This window comes from Mycobacterium appelbergii (assembly GCF_032883035.1).
Lineage (GTDB): Bacteria > Actinomycetota > Actinomycetes > Mycobacteriales > Mycobacteriaceae > Mycobacterium > Mycobacterium appelbergii.
The window spans coordinates 385400-404146 of record NZ_JAMQTH010000006.1 but is presented as its reverse complement, the minus strand read 5'-3'; the positions used below and the strand labels follow the sequence as shown (position 1 = coordinate 404146).

The window sequence follows — 18747 nt, the reverse complement described above, 5'->3', positions numbered from 1 at the left end:
ACTGTCCCGACATAGAGGCAAATAGTGGCAACGTATAGTCTGCATTGACAATCTCTATGTCTTGTCGAAGGTGGATTCGCATGAGCCTGCGCCAGTACGAATACGCCCTGGCCGTCGCCGACGAGGGCTCCATGACAGCGGCAGCAGAACGTCTGCGGGTCACTCAGCCGTCCCTGTCGCAGCAGATCGGCGCCTTGGAGAAGCACCTTGGGGTGGAGCTGTTCACGCGCACCCCGAGCGGGGTTACGGTGACGGTGGCCGGGCGGGCCTTCCTCGCGGAGGCGGAGATCGCGACGACAGCATCCCGGCGTGCGATCACCGCCGCCCGCGCCGCCAACGGCGAACTGGCAGGCGAGCTCATCATCGCCGTCCACATGGGCCTTGGAGCACGCCAATTGCCACAGGCATTGGGACACCTACGCAATCGCCACCCGAAGCTGCAGGTGACCCTCCACGAGGAGCCCGATCCCGCGGACATGGAACGACTGCTCCGCCAGGGAACCCTCGACATGGTTCTCGTGCACCGCATCCCCGCCGGATGCACCTTCGACACCCACCCTCTGGGCGAGGAAGCTTACGTCGCCGTCCTACCGAAGGGGCATCCGCGCCTCTCGAGCGGCACCGCCCTGCGCCTGGAAGACCTGGCGTCAGAAGGGTGGATCCGGTTCCGGCGTGCCAGCCTGCTCGACGACTACATCGCCCGCCTGCTCGCCGACGCGGGCCTGCGCCCGCACACGGTGGCCCGAGCGTCACAGATCTCCACCGCGGTGCGGCTCGTGGCGCAGGGCTTGGGCGTCACTGTGGTCCCGGCCTCGGCCATTCCCGAAGGCTTCGAAGAACTGGCCTGCCCACTACTGCCTGCCCTGACCGAGCCCGTCCTCGTCGGCGCACGGCGAAATCCGGGTGCGGCCGAGGTGGCCATGCTCGACCACCTCAACCAGCAGAACTGGTGCGGCACAGGTCTGCTCGGTCAATCTGCAACTGCCTAAACGTTTGCTTTCGGCGTTGCACCAGTATGAAACGACCTCTGGATCCAAAGCGATTTTATCTGGCCGGCGAAGTCGAGCAGCTGGTCAAGGCTGGGGAACAGTGCGAAGGCATCCACGATCGCCTCGTCGACACCGTCCGCCGAGAAACGTTCGAGCTTGTCGACCACCGAGTCAATGGACACGCCAGGTTCGAGGTTGATCCGCATGGCCGTCTTCAGCGCGTCAGGATCGCGGCCGGCGTCCTGTGCCGCACGGCGCGCAATCGACCACAAACGGTCAGAGTCCTGCAGCCCGTCGACCCCGAGCCAGCCGGTGCCGACGCGGCCGACCCGACGCATCGCAGCCTCGCTGGTCCCGCCGATCCAGATGGGCGGACCACCAGCCTGGACCGGACGCAGGTCGGCGTGGACCGGTGGGACGGAAAAGAACTCGCTGTCCCAGGACACCGGGGTGGTCGTCCACCACTGCCGCAGGAACGCCAGCACATCATCGAGCATCCGCCCACGCCGGCGCCAGTCCGCACTGCGGGCGATGTCATGTTCGTCCTTCATCCACCCGACTCCTACACCGACGTCGAGTCGGCCGTCGCTGAGCACGTCGAGCGTTGTCAGCAGCCGGGCCAGGTGAACCGGCTCGTAGTAGAACGTGCTGAGCGTGCTGGCGTTCAGCCGCACCCGGCTGGTCGCCGTCGCGGCGACCGTCCACAGCAGCACCGGATCGAGGTAACGGGTCATCTGCGGCGGGTATGGCTGCTCCTTACCCGGATACGTGCTGTGCATTTCAACGGGCGTGACCAGGCGATCGCCGACCCACAGCGTGTCGTAACCAAGTTCCTCAAGTCCCCGGCAGAACGCGCTCAGACCAACGGCGCTGCTGACAGCGGGCCCAACTATAGGAATGACGAAACCAAGCTTCATCGCGTGCATCCTCTCCAGACAGACGATCTGCGACTCAGCCGGGAAATTCGATGGCGCCGAGGGCGACGTCGAAGTTATCCAGCCCATGACGGGCGAGACCCATGAGGACCAAACCCGTTCCTTCGAGCCAGTGCGCCATGTGCAAACCACCGACATCCAGCGGGCGCAGCCCAAGGCTTTTGATGAATTCCGCCACGGCAGCCTTGGCCTGCGCATCGTCGCCGGCGAAGAACACGTCCGGCGTCCGGCCCTTCTCCAGGACATGACCGAAGACGGTGTTGAAAGCCTTCACCACGTGGGCGTCGCCCGGTGCCGCCTTGGCGACTTCCTGTGCGATCGAGGTGTCATCGGGGATGGCGAGCCCGTCAGCCTCGGCATTGAAAGGGTTGCTGATATCGACGATGACTTTGTCCGCCAAAGCGTTTCCGTACTGGGTGACGACCGGAACGACATCGGCGTATCTCAGGGCCACGATGACGATGTCCCCGGCCGGGACGGCGCCGAAGTCCCCCGTCGTGGCACTGCCGCCGAGGGCCGTGGCGAGGTCAGCGGCCTTGGACTGATCGCGGCCGACGACCTCGACGGTGTTGCCGCCCGCTACCGCCAGTGCGCCGATGCTGCGGGCCATGTTCCCGGTACCGATGATGCTGATGTTGCTCACAAGGTGTCCTATCTGCTTGTTCGAATAGAAGGTTGATTCTTGCGCTGTGTGCGGATTGGTCTGCGTGTCAAGCGGTCTGGGAGAGATCGCTACTCCCCGTTCGTGCGAAGTTCCCAGGGCTGCATGCCGAGGAGATCGGCAAGTTTTCCCTGCATCTGGACGCCGGTCGGTAGCGGGCGCCACCAGATGGTCACCTCGGCGATCTTGCCGTCGGCGTCGAGCAGGATGTAGTCCATCCCGTCGACCGCCGTGTCGTCGATCTGCAGCCGGAAGTATGCGGCGTGGTGCGTCTCGCCGCTGAGGACTTCCTTGTAGGTGAGGTCGGTCGCCACCGTGCCGACAGTCCGGATGGCGTCCAGGACGGCCTCGCGGCCGGTGAGTGGCTCATCGCCGAGCGGGCCGTACAGCACGACGTCCTCGGCGAGGATGCCCGCAAGAGCGTCCTTGTCTGCACCGCCGTGCATGCAGTCGACAAAGAACTCCACCGTGTCGCGGTGCGAGGCGAATATGGTCACCACTGCTCCTAAATCGTTGGCGGTCAATCAGATCACCGTGGTGCCGCCGTCGACGACCAATTCCATGCCATTGACGTAACTCGAGTCGTCGGAGGCGAGGAACAACGCGGCCGACGCGATCTCCTCGGGCTGACCCATTTCTCGCCGCGGGATCACGGACTCGAACTGCGCCTTCATCTCCTCGTCCATCACTTCGGCCAACATCGGTGAGGCGACCTGGCCGGGGGTCAGCACATTCACCCGGATCTTCCTGTCTCTCAACTCGGATACCCACACCCTCGCGTAGGCGGGCAGCACGGCTTTGCTTCCCGCGTACACACTCCAGTTCGGGTAACCCCGCAACGAGGCGTTCGATCCGGTCATGAAGATCGAGCCGCCATCATTGAACAGCGGTAACGCCTTCTGGACCGTGAACAGCGTGCCGCGCGCGTTCAGCCAGAAGGCGTCATGAAAGTCCGCCTCGGTGATCTCACCGAGCTTGGCCTGCTTGCCCACCCCGGCGCTTGCCCACAACACGTCGATGGCGCCCTTTTCCTGTTTGACCGTGTCGAACAAGCGGGCCAGATCCTCCAGATCGGCCGAATCACCGTGCACGCCAGTCACATTCCGACCGATCAGTTCGACGGCCGCATCCAGCGCGTCCTTGCGTCGGCCCGTGATGAAGACGTGAGCGCCTTCGTCAACGAACAACTTGGCACCGGCCAGCGCCATACCGCTTGTCGCGCCGGTGATCACCGCGACCTTGCCATCGAGTTTTCCCACGATCACTCCTCATCGAATAGTGGCGATGTTATGTACACCGATCCGCGTGCTTAACGTAGCGGACGGCGCTGAGGAGCGCAAGCTATGCACACCGATCCGTACCGAATTGGACTACGCTGGCGCTATGACGGAGTTAGAGAAGGGGCCGCGGGGCCTGCGCCGCGGCAGGGGCGCACGAGAGCGCATCCTCAACGCTTCACGACAGCTGTTCCGCGATCAAGGCATCAACTCGACCGGCATGGACCAGCTCTGCGCGGTGGCCCAGGTGTCCAAGCGCACGTTTTACCAGCACTTCACCGGCAAGGACGAACTGATCGCCGAACACCTACGCCGATTCGATCCCGACATCCTGCCCGAGGTGTTCGACCGCACCGACCTCACACCCCGTGAACGGCTCCTCGCCGCCTTCGACATTGAGGCACCCCTGTGCCCGTTCATCGCGGCGGCCGTCGAAATCCATGACCCGGACCACCCGGCACGCCTCCACGCCCGCGACTACAAGACGGCCTTTGCCGCGCGGTTCACCGAAGCTGCCCGCGAGGCCGGCGCCGCCGACCCCGAACAACTCGGCGAACAACTAGCGCTGCTCCTGGATGGCGCTTCGGCCCGTAACCGGGTCCTCAACACCGAAACCCTCGCCACCGCCGCCGCCATCGCCACGGTCCTCATCGACAACGCCATCCCTGCCTGATGCGGCGGCGAGTCTGAGCCGACGCTCTAACTTGTCGGACGCCTCTGCTTTGATGGAGTCATGTCTTCGGCTGCAACGTCTTTGGACTCCGGGGTGAGTCCGACTGAGCGGCTTGAAGTGTTGTTCGAGGAAATGTCGGAGTTGGCCGGGCAGCGCAACGCGATCGACGGGCGGCTGGCAGAGATCGTGGCCGAGATCGACCACGACGAACTCTGGGGTGCCACCGGTGCGCGGTCGGTGTCGGCGTTGGTGGCCTGGAAGATCGGCACCTCCCCGCGTAACGCCGAGATTGTCGTCGCGGTCGCCCGTCGGCTCGAGGAATTCCCTCGCTGCGCCGAGGCCATGCGCGAGGGCCGCCTGTCCCTCGATCAGGTCGGCGTCATCGCCGAACGGGCGGCCGAAGGATCCGACCAGCACTACGCCGAACTCGCCGCCAGCGCCACCGTCAGCCAACTCCGCACGGCCGTCAAGCTCGAACCGCGACCCGAACCCGACCCCGAACCACGCGCGGAACCGCCACGATCGATCACCGAGACCGCCGACGAACAGTCCACCACCTGGCGCATCACCCTGCCCCACGACGAGGCCGCGACGTTCAAGGCCGCACTCGGCTCACATCGCGACGCCCTGGTCACCGACTGGAAACACGACCACGCCGACGGGAACGACATCTCTCAGCACTCACCTTCGTTCCCCGACACGGTCGACGGGTTCATGAGTCTGGTCGAGGCCGGCTGGGACAGCGAGGTCGCGCGCCGCCCGCACGGACAACGCACCACCGTCGTCGTACACCTCGACCTCCAAACGCGCATCGCCGCACTGCATCTAGGTCCGCTGCTCTCCGATGACGAGCACCGCTACCTGACCTGCGACGCCACCTGCGAAGTCTGGTTCGAACGCCACGGCCGCGTCATCGGGTCCGCACACGAGACCCGCCGGCCCCGCCCACCAGCTCACAGTCACCGACAACGCCGGCCGGCCACTTGAAGCGGGATCGCTGGCCCGCCCACCAACCACACCCCCACCCGCAGTAGCCCCATACCCCGGACCGACCGGTGAACGCGCCCAATGGTGGTGGTACGACCCATTCCAACCCCAACCACCACCGGCGAACAACTAGGTCGGCTGATCAGAGCCTGCTCCAGCTGTATAGCACCCTCTACAGCCCGGATGGTACGACCTTGCCGTTGACCGTCACCTCGACCTGATCAGTCTTCGCGTTGTACACGATCTTGCCGTGCTCGAACGTCGTCACCTGCAGGTCGCCGACGGCGTTCGCGTCGCTGGTGGGAACACCCAGCGGACCGGGCGATCCGTTCTTGCCCCCGATCTCGGGTACGCCGTCCGCGTTGCGTTCGACATTCCAGGCCTCCCGGGTCTTGCCCCCGGTGATGTATGCCGGCGTGCCCGCCTCGTCGTTCTTGGCGACGATCACGCCACCCTGAAACTGCTGAAACACCACACCACTTTCCCGGGTTCCCGCATTGTGGTCACCCGTCAGTGGCTTGCCGAGAAAATCCTTTTGATCTTCGGTTGCCGACGCGTACTTGGCGGCAATCGGACCGGTCAGCGTCACCTCGACGTCTCTCTCCCCGATCAGCTTCACTTCAGGGTCCTGCGCCGGGGTTTCAGTCGCAGAGGTGGCGATCAACGTGACCTGAGCCGGTGCCGACGCATCGACGCTGTTGCCATTGCTGCAGCCCACAGTGATCAGCGTGCAGGCGGCCAGGCCGACGACTGCGGTGCGCCGGTATGCGATCGTCCTCATGGGTTTCCTCTCGCGTCTGCTTGTGGTCCGTGTCAAGTTGCGGCTGAAATCCTCGCCCGGCCGGGACTATAACCGAATCACATGGGCGACGGGGCGAGCCAGAGCATCTGCATAGAGCAGTCGCCGGTGCCGGCAGCAGTCGAACTTCGACGCACAATCGCCGCTAGCTGCAGAGATATTGCCCGTTGAGCACACAATTCGACGGTGGTGAGTACCGACCGGTCAGGACCCCTCTGAAACCACCTTTGGCTGAACCACCCGGCTCAATGATGCGATTCCAATTCACGGGGGTCAGCACATAGTGCGTGCCGTAGTGCGTAACCGTGCCACTCCACGCGTGCGAGATGGATTCGCCCGCCGGCAAGTCGAATTCGAGCCGCCAATCCGTCATGGGCACCGTACCCGCGTTGACGACAGTGAAGTGGGCGATGAAACCGGTCTGCCACGTCGACGACACCGACAACCTCGCCGCGGCGGCAGCCGCATGCGCTACCGGCGTGATCGCCAGTCCGGAGATCGCCACTATCAATGCCACAACCGCTACGTGAAGCGCTGTGCTCCAGCGTTTCACATAACGGTCCAGTCCGGTCACAGCAGCCAAGACTAAAGCCGAACAGGTGATATCGGCCCGCGCATCGCGCGTAAGCTGCACTACCTTTGCTCAACTGAAACCGTCACGATACCTTGGAGTGCACTGCAGCACCGAAAACATAGGTGAAGTGATGGATCTGTCGGTTGCCGACGCCAACCGCGCCGCGCGCGTACTCCGCGATCAACTACCCGGCGCCGATCTCACGCACTCCAAAGCACTGGAGATCGTGGCCCAACAGTTGGGCTTTCGCGACTGGAACACCGCATCAACGGAGTTGCGGGCTCACCACGGTATGAGCGCACCCGTGCCCGTCCTCCGCAGCCTCGACGAGACCCGCGCCCGCGAGTTTTACCTCGACTACCTGCATTTCAGCATCGAATGGGAACACCGCTTCGATTACGCACAATCAATCCTTTACATGCGATTGCGCCGCGACCAGTTTGTCCTCGACCTGTCCGAACACCACGGCGACGGCACCCCGGGGTCGACAGTGTGGGTGCCGGTCAGCGACATCACCGCATTACACAAGGAACTCCACGCCACCGGCTACCCGCGGATGAATCCCGGCATCGAAGCCGACTCGCCGGGCGGACCCACCATGGAGGTCGTCGATCCGTTCTCCAACACCATCCGCTTCTGCCAGACCACCCCATAGAACCGAAGCTAGCAACGCCGTCACCACGCAAAGGCGCGAGGTGGGCCCGACAGCGACGCCTTTGCGGAAACGCCCAGCGGGTCCAAGATTTCGATCTCGCCGGCGTCCAACCCGTCAAGGGCAAGCCGGACCAGATCGGCAGGGTCCATCACCGCGTCACGGGGCAGGACAACTCCGGCTTTGTCGGCATAGTCCAACAGCGTCTGGGTACCCACCAGACCCGGCACCAGAGCGGCTACCAGAGTCCCTTGGTCAGCAAGTTCGACGCGCACCCCGTTAGTCAGACCCCACTGCGCTGACTTGGCCGCGGCGTAAGCGGTGTTGCCGTCCACGGTGTTCCACGCGGCTGCCGACAACACGTTGAGAATGGCGCCACCACCGTTACGCGCGAGGATGGGCGCGAAAGCCCGGATCATCGCGAGGGTTCCGTAGTAGCTCGAATCCATCGTCGATCGGATGGCACTCAGATCGCCGGTGACGAGGTTGCCCCCGGCGGTATCCGCAGCATTGTTGATGAGCACGTCAACATCCTGGGCAATCGCAGCGACCGCGTCGACCGAAGCCTGATCGGTGATGTCGACTCGCACCGCTTCGGCGCCTGGGATATCGACCAACTCAGGACGTCGCGCCGCGGCGTAAACCTTGGCCCCGCGTCGCAGCAATTCCTCGGCGAAGTTGCGTCCAATACCCCGGTTCGAGCCGGTGACCAGTGCGGTTGCGCCTTCGAGTCTCATTACATCTCCCATCCACCTAATATGACCAAGCGGTCACGTTGCCTGAGTCACGGTAAGCGAAACATGACCGGTCGGTCAACTTGATAGTGTGGCACCGTGCCGCCGTCCATCCACCGCCCGCTGCGCGCTGACGCCGCCCGCAACCGCGAGTTGCTCCTGGTCGCTGCCGAGGCGGAATTCGCGGAACGAGGACCGGCCGCCTCAATCGCGGACATCGCGAGCCGGGCCGGTGTCGCAAAGGGCACGGTGTTCCGCCATTTCGCCACGAAAGAGGATCTGATCGCGGCCATCGTCTGCGACCATCTGGCCGCGCTCACCACCGTGGCGCACCGGTTGGCGAGCTCACCCGACGCCGGCGCCGCACTGCTCGAGTTCCTGACTGTGGCCGCCGACCAACGCCAGCAGCACGACCTGACGTTTCTTCAGTCGGCCAGCAATGACGACCCCAGGGTGACCGACATCCGAAACCAACTCCATCGCCGACTCGGCACTCTGGTTGACAGGGCCCGTGACGCGGGCGCCATCCGGGCCGACGTTACTGAAGCCGACATCTTCCTGATGATGTGTGCGCCGATCCACGTCGTCGAAAACCTTTCGGCGCCAGCGCCATTGCTGTGGCAGCGGTACCTCGCGATCATCTTCGACGGGCTGCGCCCGGATGGGGCGCATCCGCTGCCACAACCTGCACCGACCCTGCCGTGACCTTCGTTGGTCGACGAATGTGCCGCGACCGGGGTTCGACATGCAGTCTGCTGAGCAGAGCGGTCAGCGGAAGAGGCGGAAGAACCCGCGCACCTGCTCGACCAGCGACTCCGGTTGCTCCAGCGCAGCGAAGTGGCCGCCGCGCGGCATCTCCTCGAACCAGCGCAGGTCGGTGAACCGCAACTCGGCTTCCCGACGCGACGGCCGGGTGATCTCACGCGGGTAGATCGACAGCCCCGATGGCGCGGTGACCTTGTCCCGGAAGCTGCCGAAGCTCTCCCAGTACAGGCGCGCCGACGACGTGGCCGACGCGGTGAACCAGTAGACCGAGATCGCATCGAGGATCTTCTGCCGCGACAACGCGTCCTCGGGGTGGCCGTTGTTGTCTGTCCAGGCCCAGAACTTCTCGGCGATCCACGCGGCCTGGCCCGCCGGAGAGTCGGTGAGGCCGTAGCCGAGCGTCTGTGGCCGCGTCGCCTGCTGGCCCGAGTACCCCCGGCCGGTGCGCTGGAACTCCTTCGCGGCCTCCAGGTTCGCCCGCTCCGCGGGCGTCGGGTCGTCGAACGTGCCCAGCGCCACGGACCCCATATTCAGGTGGACGCCGGCGACCCGCTCGGGCGCCACCTCGCCAAGCGCTCCGGACACCGCAGAACCCCAGTCACCGCCTTGGGCGCCGTACCGCTCGTAACCCAGCGAAACCATCAACGTGTCCCAGGCGCGCGCGATGCGATTGATGCCCCACCCGGTCCTCGACGGCTTGTCACTCCAGCCGTAGCCGGGTAACGACGGCGCGACCACGTGGAACGCGTCCGCCGGGTCCCCGCCGTGCGCGCCCGGGTCGGTCAGCGGGGCGAGAACTTCCAGGAACTCGAGTACCGAACCCGGCCACCCGTGCGTGAGCACCAACGGGAACGCGTCGGGCTCCGGCGAGCGGACGTGCAGGAAGTGGATGCCCAGACCGTCGACGGTGTCGCGGTACTGCGGAAACACGTTCAGCCGCTTGGCAAAGCCGAAGTCGTAGTCCTCGGCCCAGCTGCGGCAGAGCTCCTGCGCATAGGCCAGCGGCATCCCCTGTGACCAGTCGTCGACCGGCTCGGGGTCGGGCCACCGCGTCCGCTGCAACCGGTCCCGCAGATCGGCGATCTCGGCTTCGGTGACGCTGACCTCAAACGGCTCGGCGGCCACAGTGGGGCTCCCTTCCTCGGCATTCGACGACCAGATCGTCCGTTGTGTCACTGTACGTTCGTCTGCAGTTCCCAGGGTTGCATGCCGATTACCTCCGCCAAGTTGCGTTGCAGCGCAACGCCGGACGGCAGCGTGCGGTAGAAGATGCTCACCTCGGCGATCTTGCCGTCCGCGTCGAGCAGGACAAAGAAGATGCCGTTGACCGCGGCGTCTCCGACTTGCAGCCGGAAGTGCGCGGCGTGGTGGGTGTCGCCGCTGAGGACCTCGAAATAGGTGTCGTCGGACGATAGTCCGTTGACAGTCTTGATGGTCTCCACGGCGACCTCGCGGCCGGTGATCGGCTCATCGCCGAACGGGCCGTACAGCACCACATCTTTGGCGAGCAATCGGGTGAGAGTGTCTTTGTCTGCGCCGCCGTTGATGCAGTCGACGAAAGACTCCAAGGTGGCGCGGTGCGGGGCGAATGTGGTCATGCCGCCCGCCCGCCGGAAAAGTAATGGCCGTTGTCCAGATCGGCGAGCAGGCCGGGCTGAACGGGTTCCCAGCCCAGGGTCTGGCGCGTGATGAGGTTGGAGGCCGGGAGGTCCATCGTGACCAGATTCGTAAACATGCCGAAGTATCCCGGCAGCATCAGGACGTCCTCGGGAATACTCACAGTCGGCAGACCAGCGCGGCTGCCGATGGCCTCAGCGATGTCGCGGAACGGGATGCCCTCGTCCTCGGTTGCGTGCCAGTACTTTCCGGCCGGACCCTTCTCCAGGGCCAAACGGAACAAGGAGGCGACGTCGCGGATGTGCACGGCGCCCCACAGATTCTCGCCGTATCCGGGGTAGCCGGCAAAGCCTTTCTCCTTCGCGAGCGCGATCAGCCCCGGAAGGAATCCGGCACGATCGGTCGCGCTGTGTGCGATGGTGGGAAGGCGCACGATCGAAGACCGCACTCCCCGCTCGGCCAGGCCGATCACGGCGTTCTCCACGGCATTACGGAACCGCAGGGTGCCCCTGTAATCATCGCCGCTGGGAAGGGCCGGGTCTTCCTCGGTGGCCGGCCGGCCCAGGTGTCCGGGCGAGCCCATACTGCCCGCCGCGACCAAGGGCTTCCCGGTTCCCGCGAGTGCCTCACCGTAGGCGAGCATGACTGGGAGCTCCGCGGCGGTCACCGCGTCGATTCCGCCGGACGGAAGAAGGTCCTGCCTGTGCGCGACGTGGATGACACCGTCGGAGTCCGCGGCCGCCTCCTTGAGCCCGTCGAGATCCTCAAGACTCCCGCGACGCACGTTCGCGCCGAGCGCGGACACCGCCGCCGCGGCCGCGTCCGACCGGACCAGGCCGGTGACCTCATGCCCGGCGGCGAGGAGTTCGGGGATGATGTACGAACCGGAATGGCCGGTCCCGCCAGTGACGAAAACTCGCATGTGACTGTCCTTCTGAAGGTAGGTGGTGCGGGAGCTCAGCTGAGAATGCTGATGCTGAGGGCGAAGTTGGTGTGTTTGACCGAGTGGGTCATCAGGCCAAGCTGCAGCAGGCCCGCGTTCTCCAGGACACGCGCCATTGGCAGCTGGCCGGCATCCATCGGGCGCAGTCCCAAGCTCTCGATGAACTCCGACACACGCGCCTTTGCCCGCTCATCATCACCGGCGACGAACACGTCCAAAGGGCGGCCGTCGACTGAGCCAGCCGCCAGAACATGGGAGAACAGGGTGTTGAACGCCTTGACGACATGCGCGCCGGCGGGGACGGCCTTGGCGATCTCCTGCGCGCCGGAACTGCCCTCGGGAGTGACAAAACCCGTGAAATCGGGCGTGACGGGATTGGTGATGTCGATGATGACCTTGCCCTGCAGGGCGTCCCCGTACTCGCGCACCACTGCCGCCGCTCCGGCGTACGGCACGGCGAGGATAACGATGTGCCCCGCCGGGGTGGTGCCGGCCGTCCCGACCGTGGCGCCGCCGACCGCCGTGGCCAGTTCCTTGGCTTTGGCCGGGTCGCGGCCGATGATCTCGACTGCATTGCCGCCTGCGACCGCTCGCTGGGCCAGGGCGCTCGCCATGTTCCCCAGACCGATGATGCTGATGCTGCTCATGAGGTGTCCCGTCTTGACATACGATAAAAAGGTTGACGACTCAACAATAAGAGACTTTGGTAGATGCGTCAACCAATTGAGGAGGTTGGAGGCCGATGGAACCGAACTGGCTGAACGCTCGTGAAGACCGCGCCTGGGGGGCCTTCATCCATGCGCATCAACAGATCGAAGCCCACCTGAGCCGACGCCTGCAGGAATCTGGCCTGTCCGGGGCCGATTACGAGGTGCTGGCGGCGCTCTCCGCCCTCGACGGAGACCGCATGCCTGCCCACGCCCTGTGCAACGCACTGAACTGGGAGAAGAGCCGTCTCTCCCACCAGGTGCGGCGCATGCAGAAGGATGGACTGATCAGCCGCGAGCCCAACCCCGACGACGCCCGCAGCACCATGGTGCGCCTGCTGCCGACCGGCCGCGCCGCGATCGAGAAGGCGGCACCGAGGCACGTGGAGGACGTCCGACGAAACTTCATCGACCTGTTCACCCCGGATGAGCTCGACATGCTCGCCACCCTCCACGAACGAGTCCTGCACCACCTGGCCAAGGACGACCACTCCCCCGCCGAAGACGACCCTTCGTAACTCGATCCATGGACTCAATTGACCTGCCACACACGACAACCTGCCTGCCAAGGAGGGAATGCCTTCGCGGCGCCGACCGTTGGTAGAGCCGTCGAGCGAGGAATGGGGCGTCAATGACTGCGGGAAGACTGAACGGAACGATCGCGCTGGTGACCGGCGCCTCCAGTGGTATCGGCTGGGCGACCGCACTTGCGCTCGCCGCAGAGGGGGCGACAGTGGCGGCGCTGGCACGACGTCTCGACCGACTGGAAAGTCTGGTGAGCGCCGTTCAAGCCGATGGCGGCCAGGCGCAGGCCCACCAGGTGGACATCACCGATGCCCAAGCCGTGGCCGCGACTGTCCGTGCTGTCGGAACGCAATACGGCCGAATCGACGTGTTGGTCAACAACGCCGGTTTCCTCGCCAATGGCCCCGCCCTGGAGGCCGAACTTGCCGACTGGCACCGCACGATCGCCGTGAACGTCGACGGAGTCCTGAACGCGACCCATGCGGCACTCCCGTATGTGGTGGACGCTGCGAGCGGGCCACGCGGTGTGGCCGACATCGTCACGGTCAGCTCCATTGCCGGGCGCCGTGTGCCATCACCTTCGAGCAACGTGTATGCGGCAAGCAAGCATGCCGTCGGCGCATTCGCGGAGGCACTCCGCCAGGAACTGACGAGCAAGCGTGTCCGGGTGGGGCTGATCGAGCCCGGAGTTGTCCGTACGGAGATGACGACGGGCGGAAGCAAGGGTGCACCCGACGCAACGACCGGTGATCCCCTGTCTCCGAAGGACATCGCGGACGCTGTCGTCTACATGGTCACCCGGCCGTCGCATGCCGCAGTGAACGAGATATTGATCCGCCCTACCGCACAGGTCCGATGACCTGAGCGGCGCTGGGCGCCTGCTGTCCCGGATGGATTGGCCTCCGTGCGGCGCCACCCCCACATTTGCTCCTCATGCTTGACTGAGTAGTTATGGATCTCGGCAGCCCTGAGCCCGCCGGTACGACCGGAGCACCGCGACGACGAGCGCCGCGTCCGACCCCTACAAGACGAACCGTGAAGAGAGTCGAGCGGCGCGACCGCGTCTACGAGGCCGCCATCGAACTTTTCGTTGAGCGTGGCTTCGATTCGGTCTCGATGGACGAAATCGCCCAACGGTCCGGACACTCACGCAGCACCGTGTTCAAACATTTCCCGCGTAAGACGCTCTTCCTCGAAGAATGGATGCGACGAAGGCGAGAAGAGGCTGCGCGCGCCGCGCGGATCGACGGGCCGGCCGGACGGGCCCTCCGCGACGTTCTCGGCTCCTACTTCGCCACGTTGGCCCAGCTGAACTCCGCCGCGCGAGCTGAAATGTGCGCCCTCGTACCCCCCACACTCCAACACACCACCGGACTCGTCAATCATCCTGTCGCACTGGATCTCACCGCTCTCACCATCGAGTCAGAAGCCGTCCTTCGCCCATCCATCCACCCCGATCAGGTCGGCCGGCTCCTCGCCCTCGGTTACGTGTCGGCGATGGCCCGATGGGTGGAGGCCGATCCTCCTGCCATCGACCTCGGCGACAACCTGGCCGGCCTTCTCGACCTCGTACTTCTGGGAGCCCTGCCTGACGCCACGAGGCAGTCTGCGGACGATGACACACCCGAAACCATGAACTAAGCACCCTTTTACCTCCCGTTATGCAACGAAGTCGGACTCAAGTCTTGCTTCGTTGCACGAGTCGTCCTAGCCTTGTCATCGTTGGGTCGGCCGTCCACGAGCCGACCCCGAGAACCCACTGACAGCGGAACGGAACACATGACCATATTGATCACCGGAGCGACGGGCGCTATCGGAGCGAGCCTGGTGCGCAGGCTGTCCACAGCGGGCCATGCTGTGCGGGCGGGGAGCCGCAACCCGGAGCAGGCCGGGCTGCGCGATGTCGAGGTCGTCAAACTGGACCTCACCGCACCTGACACCTTCTATGACGCACTCAAAGACGTCGAGCGGATCTTCCTCTACGCCGAACCGGCCGCGATCGGGCAGTTCACCGAAAGCGCGGAGCGGGCAGGTGTCCGGCATATCGTGTTGCTGTCGTCGGACTCCGTCGAGCTGACGGACGCCGCGTCCAACGCACTGGCGCAGCACCACGCCCTCGTCGAAAAGTCCTTGGTGGGCACCGGATTTGGCACCACGGTGCTCCGGCCGGGTACGTTCGCGTCGATGACGCTCGGCTGGTCCCGGTTCATCCGCTCCGGAACTCCCGTCCAGCAGGCATTCTGGGACGCGAGGCCCGACATCATCCACCCCGAGGACATCGCCGATGTTGCGGAGCGCGCGCTCGTGACGAACGAGCTCGACGGCTCGATCATCCCCCTTGGTGGGCCCGAACTGCTGACCTTCCGCGAGCAACTCAGCGTGCTGGGGCACCTCCTCGGGCGTGAGCTCGAATATCGTGAGCCGAGCCGGGAGCAGGCCGCCGCGCAACTGGCGGATCACGCTCCCGCGCCGCTTATCGACGCCATACTCGACTATTGGGCGCACTTACCGTTTGACGGCAAGAAGGCGACGCGATCCGCCGAGCGCATCACCGGCCGGCCGGCACGCACGTACCGACAGTGGGCCACAGAACACCTCGACTCCTTTCGCTGAGAGGTGACCGGTGGCGCTGGGCCGGCCGTCGCACCACATGAAGTCACCGTTAAAAGGCCCGACCATGGCTGCCGATACCCTTGGATCTCCTACACCCCGGAGGATTTCGCCCGCGACGCACAATCCGGCCACCATATCGTGGGCTCCGTACGGCAGGGACTCGCCGCCGCAATCGTCGGCGGTGCGAGCCGGCGCTGGCCGCCTGCAACTGGTGCCACAAAGTCAGCGCGAACGTCGGGCCCTTGACGGGCACCGCCGCGGGTATTAACTTGTTAGCCAACAAGCAAGTTATTGTGAGGGTCCATTACCCGCGAAGGAATCACCGATGATCAGTGACGAACTGCGACGCCGCCGCCTCGAAATCGTCAAGGAACACATGGACACCGAGGTGACCAAGGAGTTCAACGCCACGTTGGCGACCTTTAACGGTCATCCGCGTTACGAGATCATGGCCACGGGCCAGGTCTTCGAGGGCGATGACGAGGTCATGGGCTACTACCTGACGACACGAACAGCGTTCCCGGACCAGCGGCACGACAACGCCAGGTTCCACGTCGCCGACGACGCGATCATCGTCGAATTCGACTTGCTTGGAACCAATCTCGGCGAGTTCTACGGCCTACCGCCGACAGGCAAGGCGTTTCGAGTCCCCATCATCGCCGTGTTCTTTTTCGACGACGACCGGATCGTCAATGAGCGGGTCTACTTCGATTCAGCCAGCCTGGTCAGCCAGATCGGCCGGCGCGAACTGCTTGCCATGGCCGGAAACACCGATGCCTGAGTCGAACTCGCCGCGTACGCAGGACCAGCGCCGCATCGAAGCCGAGCGCCGCCTGGTTCTGGCGGCCGCTGAGCTTGTCGGCGAGATCGGCCCCGACAACGTCACCCTGGCCGGCGTCGGGCAGCGTGCGGGTTACAGCCGCGGGTTGGCTACCCATCACTTCGGATCCAAAGCGGCGCTGATGCAGCGACTCGTCGAAGCGGTCACCAGCCAGTTCCGCGATGCGATGGCCGAACAGAGTCAACCGGATTCGCCGATCGATCAGTTATGGCAACTCATCGACTTCTACTTCGCGGTGGTCTCCGACCTGCACCCGGTGAACCGGGCACGGCTGGCGCTGTGGGCCGATGCGGTGGCCTCGCCATCGGAGGACATCAAACCGCAAATGCTCTCCGCCGACCGTGAGTTCCGGGAGGAGATCGAAAAGCGAATCGAGTTGGCCGTCACGGCGGGCGAGGTGACGGCGGCGGTACTCCCCCACGGTCTGGCGACCGTTATCATCGCGATGCTGCGCGGGGTTGCACTCCAATGCCTGCTGGACGGCCAGGTCGATCTCGCTGCTGCACAACATGAAATCGAGCAACTGCTGACCGCGCGCCTCCAGATTGGGCGAGACGGATGACTGCGCCGAGTCCCGACACCCGGCCACGTTCACCGATTGGCGGCCAGCACTGCCGCGAGGCCTTCTTGTAGGTCTTTGACGAAGAACTCGGGCACCTCCAGCGATGGAAAGTGTCCCCCGGTTTCGGGCTCCCTCCATCGAACGATCTGTCGGTACCGCTCCTGCGCCCATGGGCGCGGACACTTCTCGACGTCGCGCGGATACATGGTGAGTGCTGACGGGACGTCGACCCGAAGCTCGGGATCGAGCGAGTTGTGGCTCTCGTAGTAAATGCGGGCCGCCGATGCGCCGGTCCGTGTCAGCCAATACAAGGTTACGTCGTCAAGAACGCGGTCTCTCGAAATCGTCTCGAACGGACTGTCTTTGGTGTCTGACCACTCGGCGAACTTGTCAAGAATCCAGGCGAGAAGCCCGACGGGTGAGTCGACGAGCGAGTAGCCGATGGTCTGCGGCCGTGTTGCCTGCTGCTTCGCGTATGCCGCGTGGTGACGCCAGAAATCGCGGGTTTCCTCGGTCCACTTGCGCTCGACCTCTGTCAGCCCGTCCATCGTCAAACCGGGCGGTGCCTCCGCGAACGTTGTGTGGATGCCGAGAACGTGCTCCGGGAACCGGCCACCGAGAACGGTGGTGATATTTCCTCCCCAATCGCCGCCGTGGGCTACGAACTTGCTGTAGCCGAGCTTTCCCATCAGTTCCATCCATGCGTCCGCGATCCTTTCGGTTCCCCAGCCGGTGGTGGCCGGCTTGTCGCTGTAACCGAAGCCCGGTAACGACGGGACCACGACGTGAAACGCCGGCGCGCCTGGATCCTTCGGATCTGCCAGCTCGTCGACCACATCGATGAACCGGACAATGCTGTCCGGCCAGCCGTGCGTCAAGATCAGAGGAGTGGCATCTGCGCGAGCGGATCGACGATGCAGAAAGTGGATCCCCAGGTCCTTAATGATGGTGCGGTACTGGTTGATCCGGTTGAGGCGATCTTCGAACGACCGCCAGTCGTACCCCGTGCGCCAATAGTTGACGACATCGACGAGGTCGGCGAGAGGAACGCCCTGCTCCCATCGGCGAGGGTCGGGCGCGGCGCGATAGACCGTCTCGGCCTCCGGTAGCCGCGCCGCAGACAGACGTGCGCGCAGATCATCGAGGTCATCGTCGGTGGCGTGGGCTTCAAATGCTTGCACGTCGCTGATTGGGCGGGACATGAGACCTCCTGATCTTCGCGGAACCGGCTAAGACGGTTCTAACACGTCGTCCTGTCGGCGCGCAACCGGCTAAGGTGGTTCCATGCGTGCTGGGTTTCCGGACTTCCGCCTCGGTAGCGTGCTCGCGACGAGCTTCACGGGGACGCTGTCGGAGCGTCACGGCGAGCCTGTGGAGCGCATTCCCACGCCGCAGCGGCTCGTCGACTGGCTGGCCGTGAGCGGCCTTGCCGTGGAGTCCTGTAGCAGCGCCCAGCTCAAACGCGCTCGGGAATTGAGGGAATCAATTCACGCCGCCGCGACAGCGGCCGCGATCCGGGACGCCCTGCCCGTGTCTGCTGTCCAAGTCATCAACGACTGCAGCATTCAGGGTCGGGCCGCGGCCATCCTCACACCCGAAGGCACTCAGCAATGGCGACTCAGCTCAGCCTCCCGGGTAGAAGATGCCCTGGGGGTGATCGCCGCCGACGCAATCAGCATCATCGCAGGTGAACGCGACGGAAAATTGGCCCTGTGCGCGTCGCCAACTTGCCAAGCCGCCTTCTTCGACACCAGCCAAAGTCGCACCCGAAAATGGTGTGACATGAACACGTGCGGGAATCGTCAGAAGAAGGCACGCTTCAATGCCAACCAGCGCAGGAACTCCCGATCAGCCGCGTCGCGCGGGTAGGGAGGTATGGGCATGACAATATTC

General features: G+C 64.7%; 23 protein-coding genes and 1 pseudogene. 12 read left to right on the top strand and 12 right to left on the bottom strand.

Annotation, left to right across the window (positions count from 1 at the left end):
• Positions 1 to 80: 80 nt before the first annotated feature.
• Positions 81 to 989: a LysR family transcriptional regulator gene (locus tag M1247_RS16475; protein ID WP_317157411.1), complete on the top strand. Its 909-nt coding sequence runs from the start codon at positions 81 to 83 to the stop codon at positions 987 to 989.
• On the opposite strand, the gene M1247_RS16470 is transcribed toward M1247_RS16475, so the two are convergent.
• The 4 genes from M1247_RS16470 to M1247_RS16455 form a co-directional block, all read right to left on the bottom strand.
• Complete coding sequence (locus M1247_RS16470) at positions 986 to 1906, bottom strand: TIGR03619 family F420-dependent LLM class oxidoreductase (protein ID WP_317157410.1); 921 nt, start codon at positions 1904 to 1906, stop codon at positions 986 to 988. The two genes, M1247_RS16475 and M1247_RS16470, sit on opposite strands and share 4 nt — an antisense overlap.
• Before the next feature lie 34 nt (positions 1907 to 1940).
• Complete coding sequence (locus tag M1247_RS16465) at positions 1941 to 2567, bottom strand: NADPH-dependent F420 reductase (RefSeq protein WP_317157409.1); 627 nt, start codon at positions 2565 to 2567, stop codon at positions 1941 to 1943.
• Positions 2568 to 2656: 89 nt separating this feature from the next.
• Positions 2657 to 3082, bottom strand: coding sequence for a nuclear transport factor 2 family protein (locus tag M1247_RS16460; RefSeq protein ID WP_317157408.1), 426 nt, complete (start codon positions 3080 to 3082; stop codon positions 2657 to 2659).
• Positions 3083 to 3109: 27 nt separating this feature from the next.
• Complete coding sequence (locus M1247_RS16455) at positions 3110 to 3844, bottom strand: SDR family NAD(P)-dependent oxidoreductase (protein WP_317157407.1); 735 nt, start codon at positions 3842 to 3844, stop codon at positions 3110 to 3112.
• A 124-nt stretch (positions 3845 to 3968) separates the two neighbouring features.
• Here M1247_RS16455 and M1247_RS16450 point away from each other — a divergent pair, with 124 nt between their 5' ends.
• Both M1247_RS16450 and M1247_RS16445 read left to right on the top strand, forming a co-directional pair.
• The gene (locus M1247_RS16450; protein ID WP_317157406.1) at positions 3969 to 4535 is read left to right on the top strand and encodes a TetR/AcrR family transcriptional regulator; all 567 of its coding nucleotides are present in this window, start codon (positions 3969 to 3971) and stop codon (positions 4533 to 4535) included.
• A 60-nt stretch (positions 4536 to 4595) separates the two neighbouring features.
• Positions 4596 to 5655 (top strand): annotated as a pseudogene (locus M1247_RS16445) (DUF222 domain-containing protein).
• Between the two features lie 39 nt (positions 5656 to 5694).
• On the opposite strand, the gene M1247_RS16440 reads toward M1247_RS16445, so the two are convergent.
• Positions 5695 to 6303 (bottom strand): LGFP repeat-containing protein, encoded by a 609-nt coding sequence (locus M1247_RS16440; protein ID WP_317157405.1) that lies wholly within the window; start codon positions 6301 to 6303, stop codon positions 5695 to 5697.
• A 163-nt stretch (positions 6304 to 6466) separates the two neighbouring features.
• Positions 6467 to 6895 (bottom strand): cellulose-binding domain-containing protein, encoded by a 429-nt coding sequence (locus M1247_RS16435; RefSeq protein WP_317157477.1) that lies wholly within the window; start codon positions 6893 to 6895, stop codon positions 6467 to 6469.
• Between the two features lie 130 nt (positions 6896 to 7025).
• Between M1247_RS16435 and M1247_RS16430 the strand changes: the two genes are divergently transcribed.
• The gene (locus M1247_RS16430) at positions 7026 to 7550 is read left to right on the top strand and encodes a glyoxalase superfamily protein (RefSeq protein ID WP_317157404.1); all 525 of its coding nucleotides are present in this window, start codon (positions 7026 to 7028) and stop codon (positions 7548 to 7550) included.
• Between the two features lie 20 nt (positions 7551 to 7570).
• Here the strand turns inward: M1247_RS16430 and M1247_RS16425 are convergent, their stop codons facing one another.
• Positions 7571 to 8284 (bottom strand): SDR family NAD(P)-dependent oxidoreductase, encoded by a 714-nt coding sequence (locus M1247_RS16425; RefSeq protein WP_317157403.1) that lies wholly within the window; start codon positions 8282 to 8284, stop codon positions 7571 to 7573.
• A 96-nt stretch (positions 8285 to 8380) separates the two neighbouring features.
• On the opposite strand from M1247_RS16425, the gene M1247_RS16420 reads away from it, so the two are divergent.
• Positions 8381 to 8986: a TetR/AcrR family transcriptional regulator gene (locus tag M1247_RS16420; protein WP_317157402.1), complete on the top strand. Its 606-nt coding sequence runs from the start codon at positions 8381 to 8383 to the stop codon at positions 8984 to 8986.
• Positions 8987 to 9049: 63 nt separating this feature from the next.
• On the opposite strand, the gene M1247_RS16415 is transcribed toward M1247_RS16420, so the two are convergent.
• Genes M1247_RS16415 through M1247_RS16400 form a run of 4 tightly spaced genes read right to left on the bottom strand, consistent with a single transcriptional unit; the run spans position 9050 to position 12253 of the window.
• The gene (locus M1247_RS16415) at positions 9050 to 10222 is read right to left on the bottom strand and encodes an epoxide hydrolase family protein (protein ID WP_458695225.1); all 1173 of its coding nucleotides are present in this window, start codon (positions 10220 to 10222) and stop codon (positions 9050 to 9052) included.
• On the bottom strand, positions 10219 to 10644 hold the full coding sequence (locus tag M1247_RS16410; protein ID WP_317157401.1) for a nuclear transport factor 2-like protein: 426 nt from the start codon (positions 10642 to 10644) through the stop codon (positions 10219 to 10221). The genes M1247_RS16415 and M1247_RS16410 overlap by 4 nt, the downstream gene beginning before the upstream one ends.
• The gene (locus M1247_RS16405; protein WP_317157400.1) at positions 10641 to 11585 is read right to left on the bottom strand and encodes an SDR family oxidoreductase; all 945 of its coding nucleotides are present in this window, start codon (positions 11583 to 11585) and stop codon (positions 10641 to 10643) included. Before M1247_RS16405 ends, M1247_RS16410 begins: the two co-directional genes overlap by 4 nt.
• A 35-nt stretch (positions 11586 to 11620) precedes the next feature.
• Positions 11621 to 12253, bottom strand: a complete 633-nt coding sequence (locus M1247_RS16400) for an NADPH-dependent F420 reductase (protein ID WP_317157399.1) — start codon at positions 12251 to 12253, stop codon at positions 11621 to 11623.
• A gap of 95 nt (positions 12254 to 12348) precedes the next feature.
• Here M1247_RS16400 and M1247_RS16395 point away from each other — a divergent pair, with 95 nt between their 5' ends.
• From M1247_RS16395 to M1247_RS16370, 6 genes are all read left to right on the top strand, one after another.
• Positions 12349 to 12831, top strand: a complete 483-nt coding sequence (locus M1247_RS16395; RefSeq protein WP_317157398.1) for a MarR family winged helix-turn-helix transcriptional regulator — start codon at positions 12349 to 12351, stop codon at positions 12829 to 12831.
• Positions 12832 to 12944: 113 nt separating this feature from the next.
• On the top strand, positions 12945 to 13697 hold the full coding sequence (locus M1247_RS16390; RefSeq protein WP_317157397.1) for an SDR family oxidoreductase: 753 nt from the start codon (positions 12945 to 12947) through the stop codon (positions 13695 to 13697).
• A gap of 176 nt (positions 13698 to 13873) precedes the next feature.
• Entirely contained in the window at positions 13874 to 14479 is a 606-nt protein-coding gene (locus M1247_RS16385) for a TetR/AcrR family transcriptional regulator (protein WP_317157396.1), read from the top strand.
• A 138-nt stretch (positions 14480 to 14617) separates the two neighbouring features.
• Entirely contained in the window at positions 14618 to 15451 is an 834-nt protein-coding gene (locus M1247_RS16380) for an NAD(P)H-binding protein (protein WP_317157395.1), read from the top strand.
• 325 nt (positions 15452 to 15776) lie between these two features.
• Positions 15777 to 16232 (top strand): ester cyclase, encoded by a 456-nt coding sequence (locus M1247_RS16375; protein ID WP_317157394.1) that lies wholly within the window; start codon positions 15777 to 15779, stop codon positions 16230 to 16232.
• The gene (locus M1247_RS16370) at positions 16225 to 16854 is read left to right on the top strand and encodes a TetR/AcrR family transcriptional regulator (RefSeq protein WP_317157393.1); all 630 of its coding nucleotides are present in this window, start codon (positions 16225 to 16227) and stop codon (positions 16852 to 16854) included. The genes M1247_RS16375 and M1247_RS16370 overlap by 8 nt, the downstream gene beginning before the upstream one ends.
• A 29-nt stretch (positions 16855 to 16883) precedes the next feature.
• Here the strand turns inward: M1247_RS16370 and M1247_RS16365 are convergent, their stop codons facing one another.
• Positions 16884 to 18056: an epoxide hydrolase family protein gene (locus M1247_RS16365; protein WP_317157392.1), complete on the bottom strand. Its 1173-nt coding sequence runs from the start codon at positions 18054 to 18056 to the stop codon at positions 16884 to 16886.
• Positions 18057 to 18138: 82 nt separating this feature from the next.
• On the opposite strand from M1247_RS16365, the gene M1247_RS16360 reads away from it, so the two are divergent.
• Entirely contained in the window at positions 18139 to 18723 is a 585-nt protein-coding gene (locus M1247_RS16360) for a CGNR zinc finger domain-containing protein (protein WP_317157391.1), read from the top strand.
• Positions 18724 to 18747 lie beyond the last annotated feature (24 nt).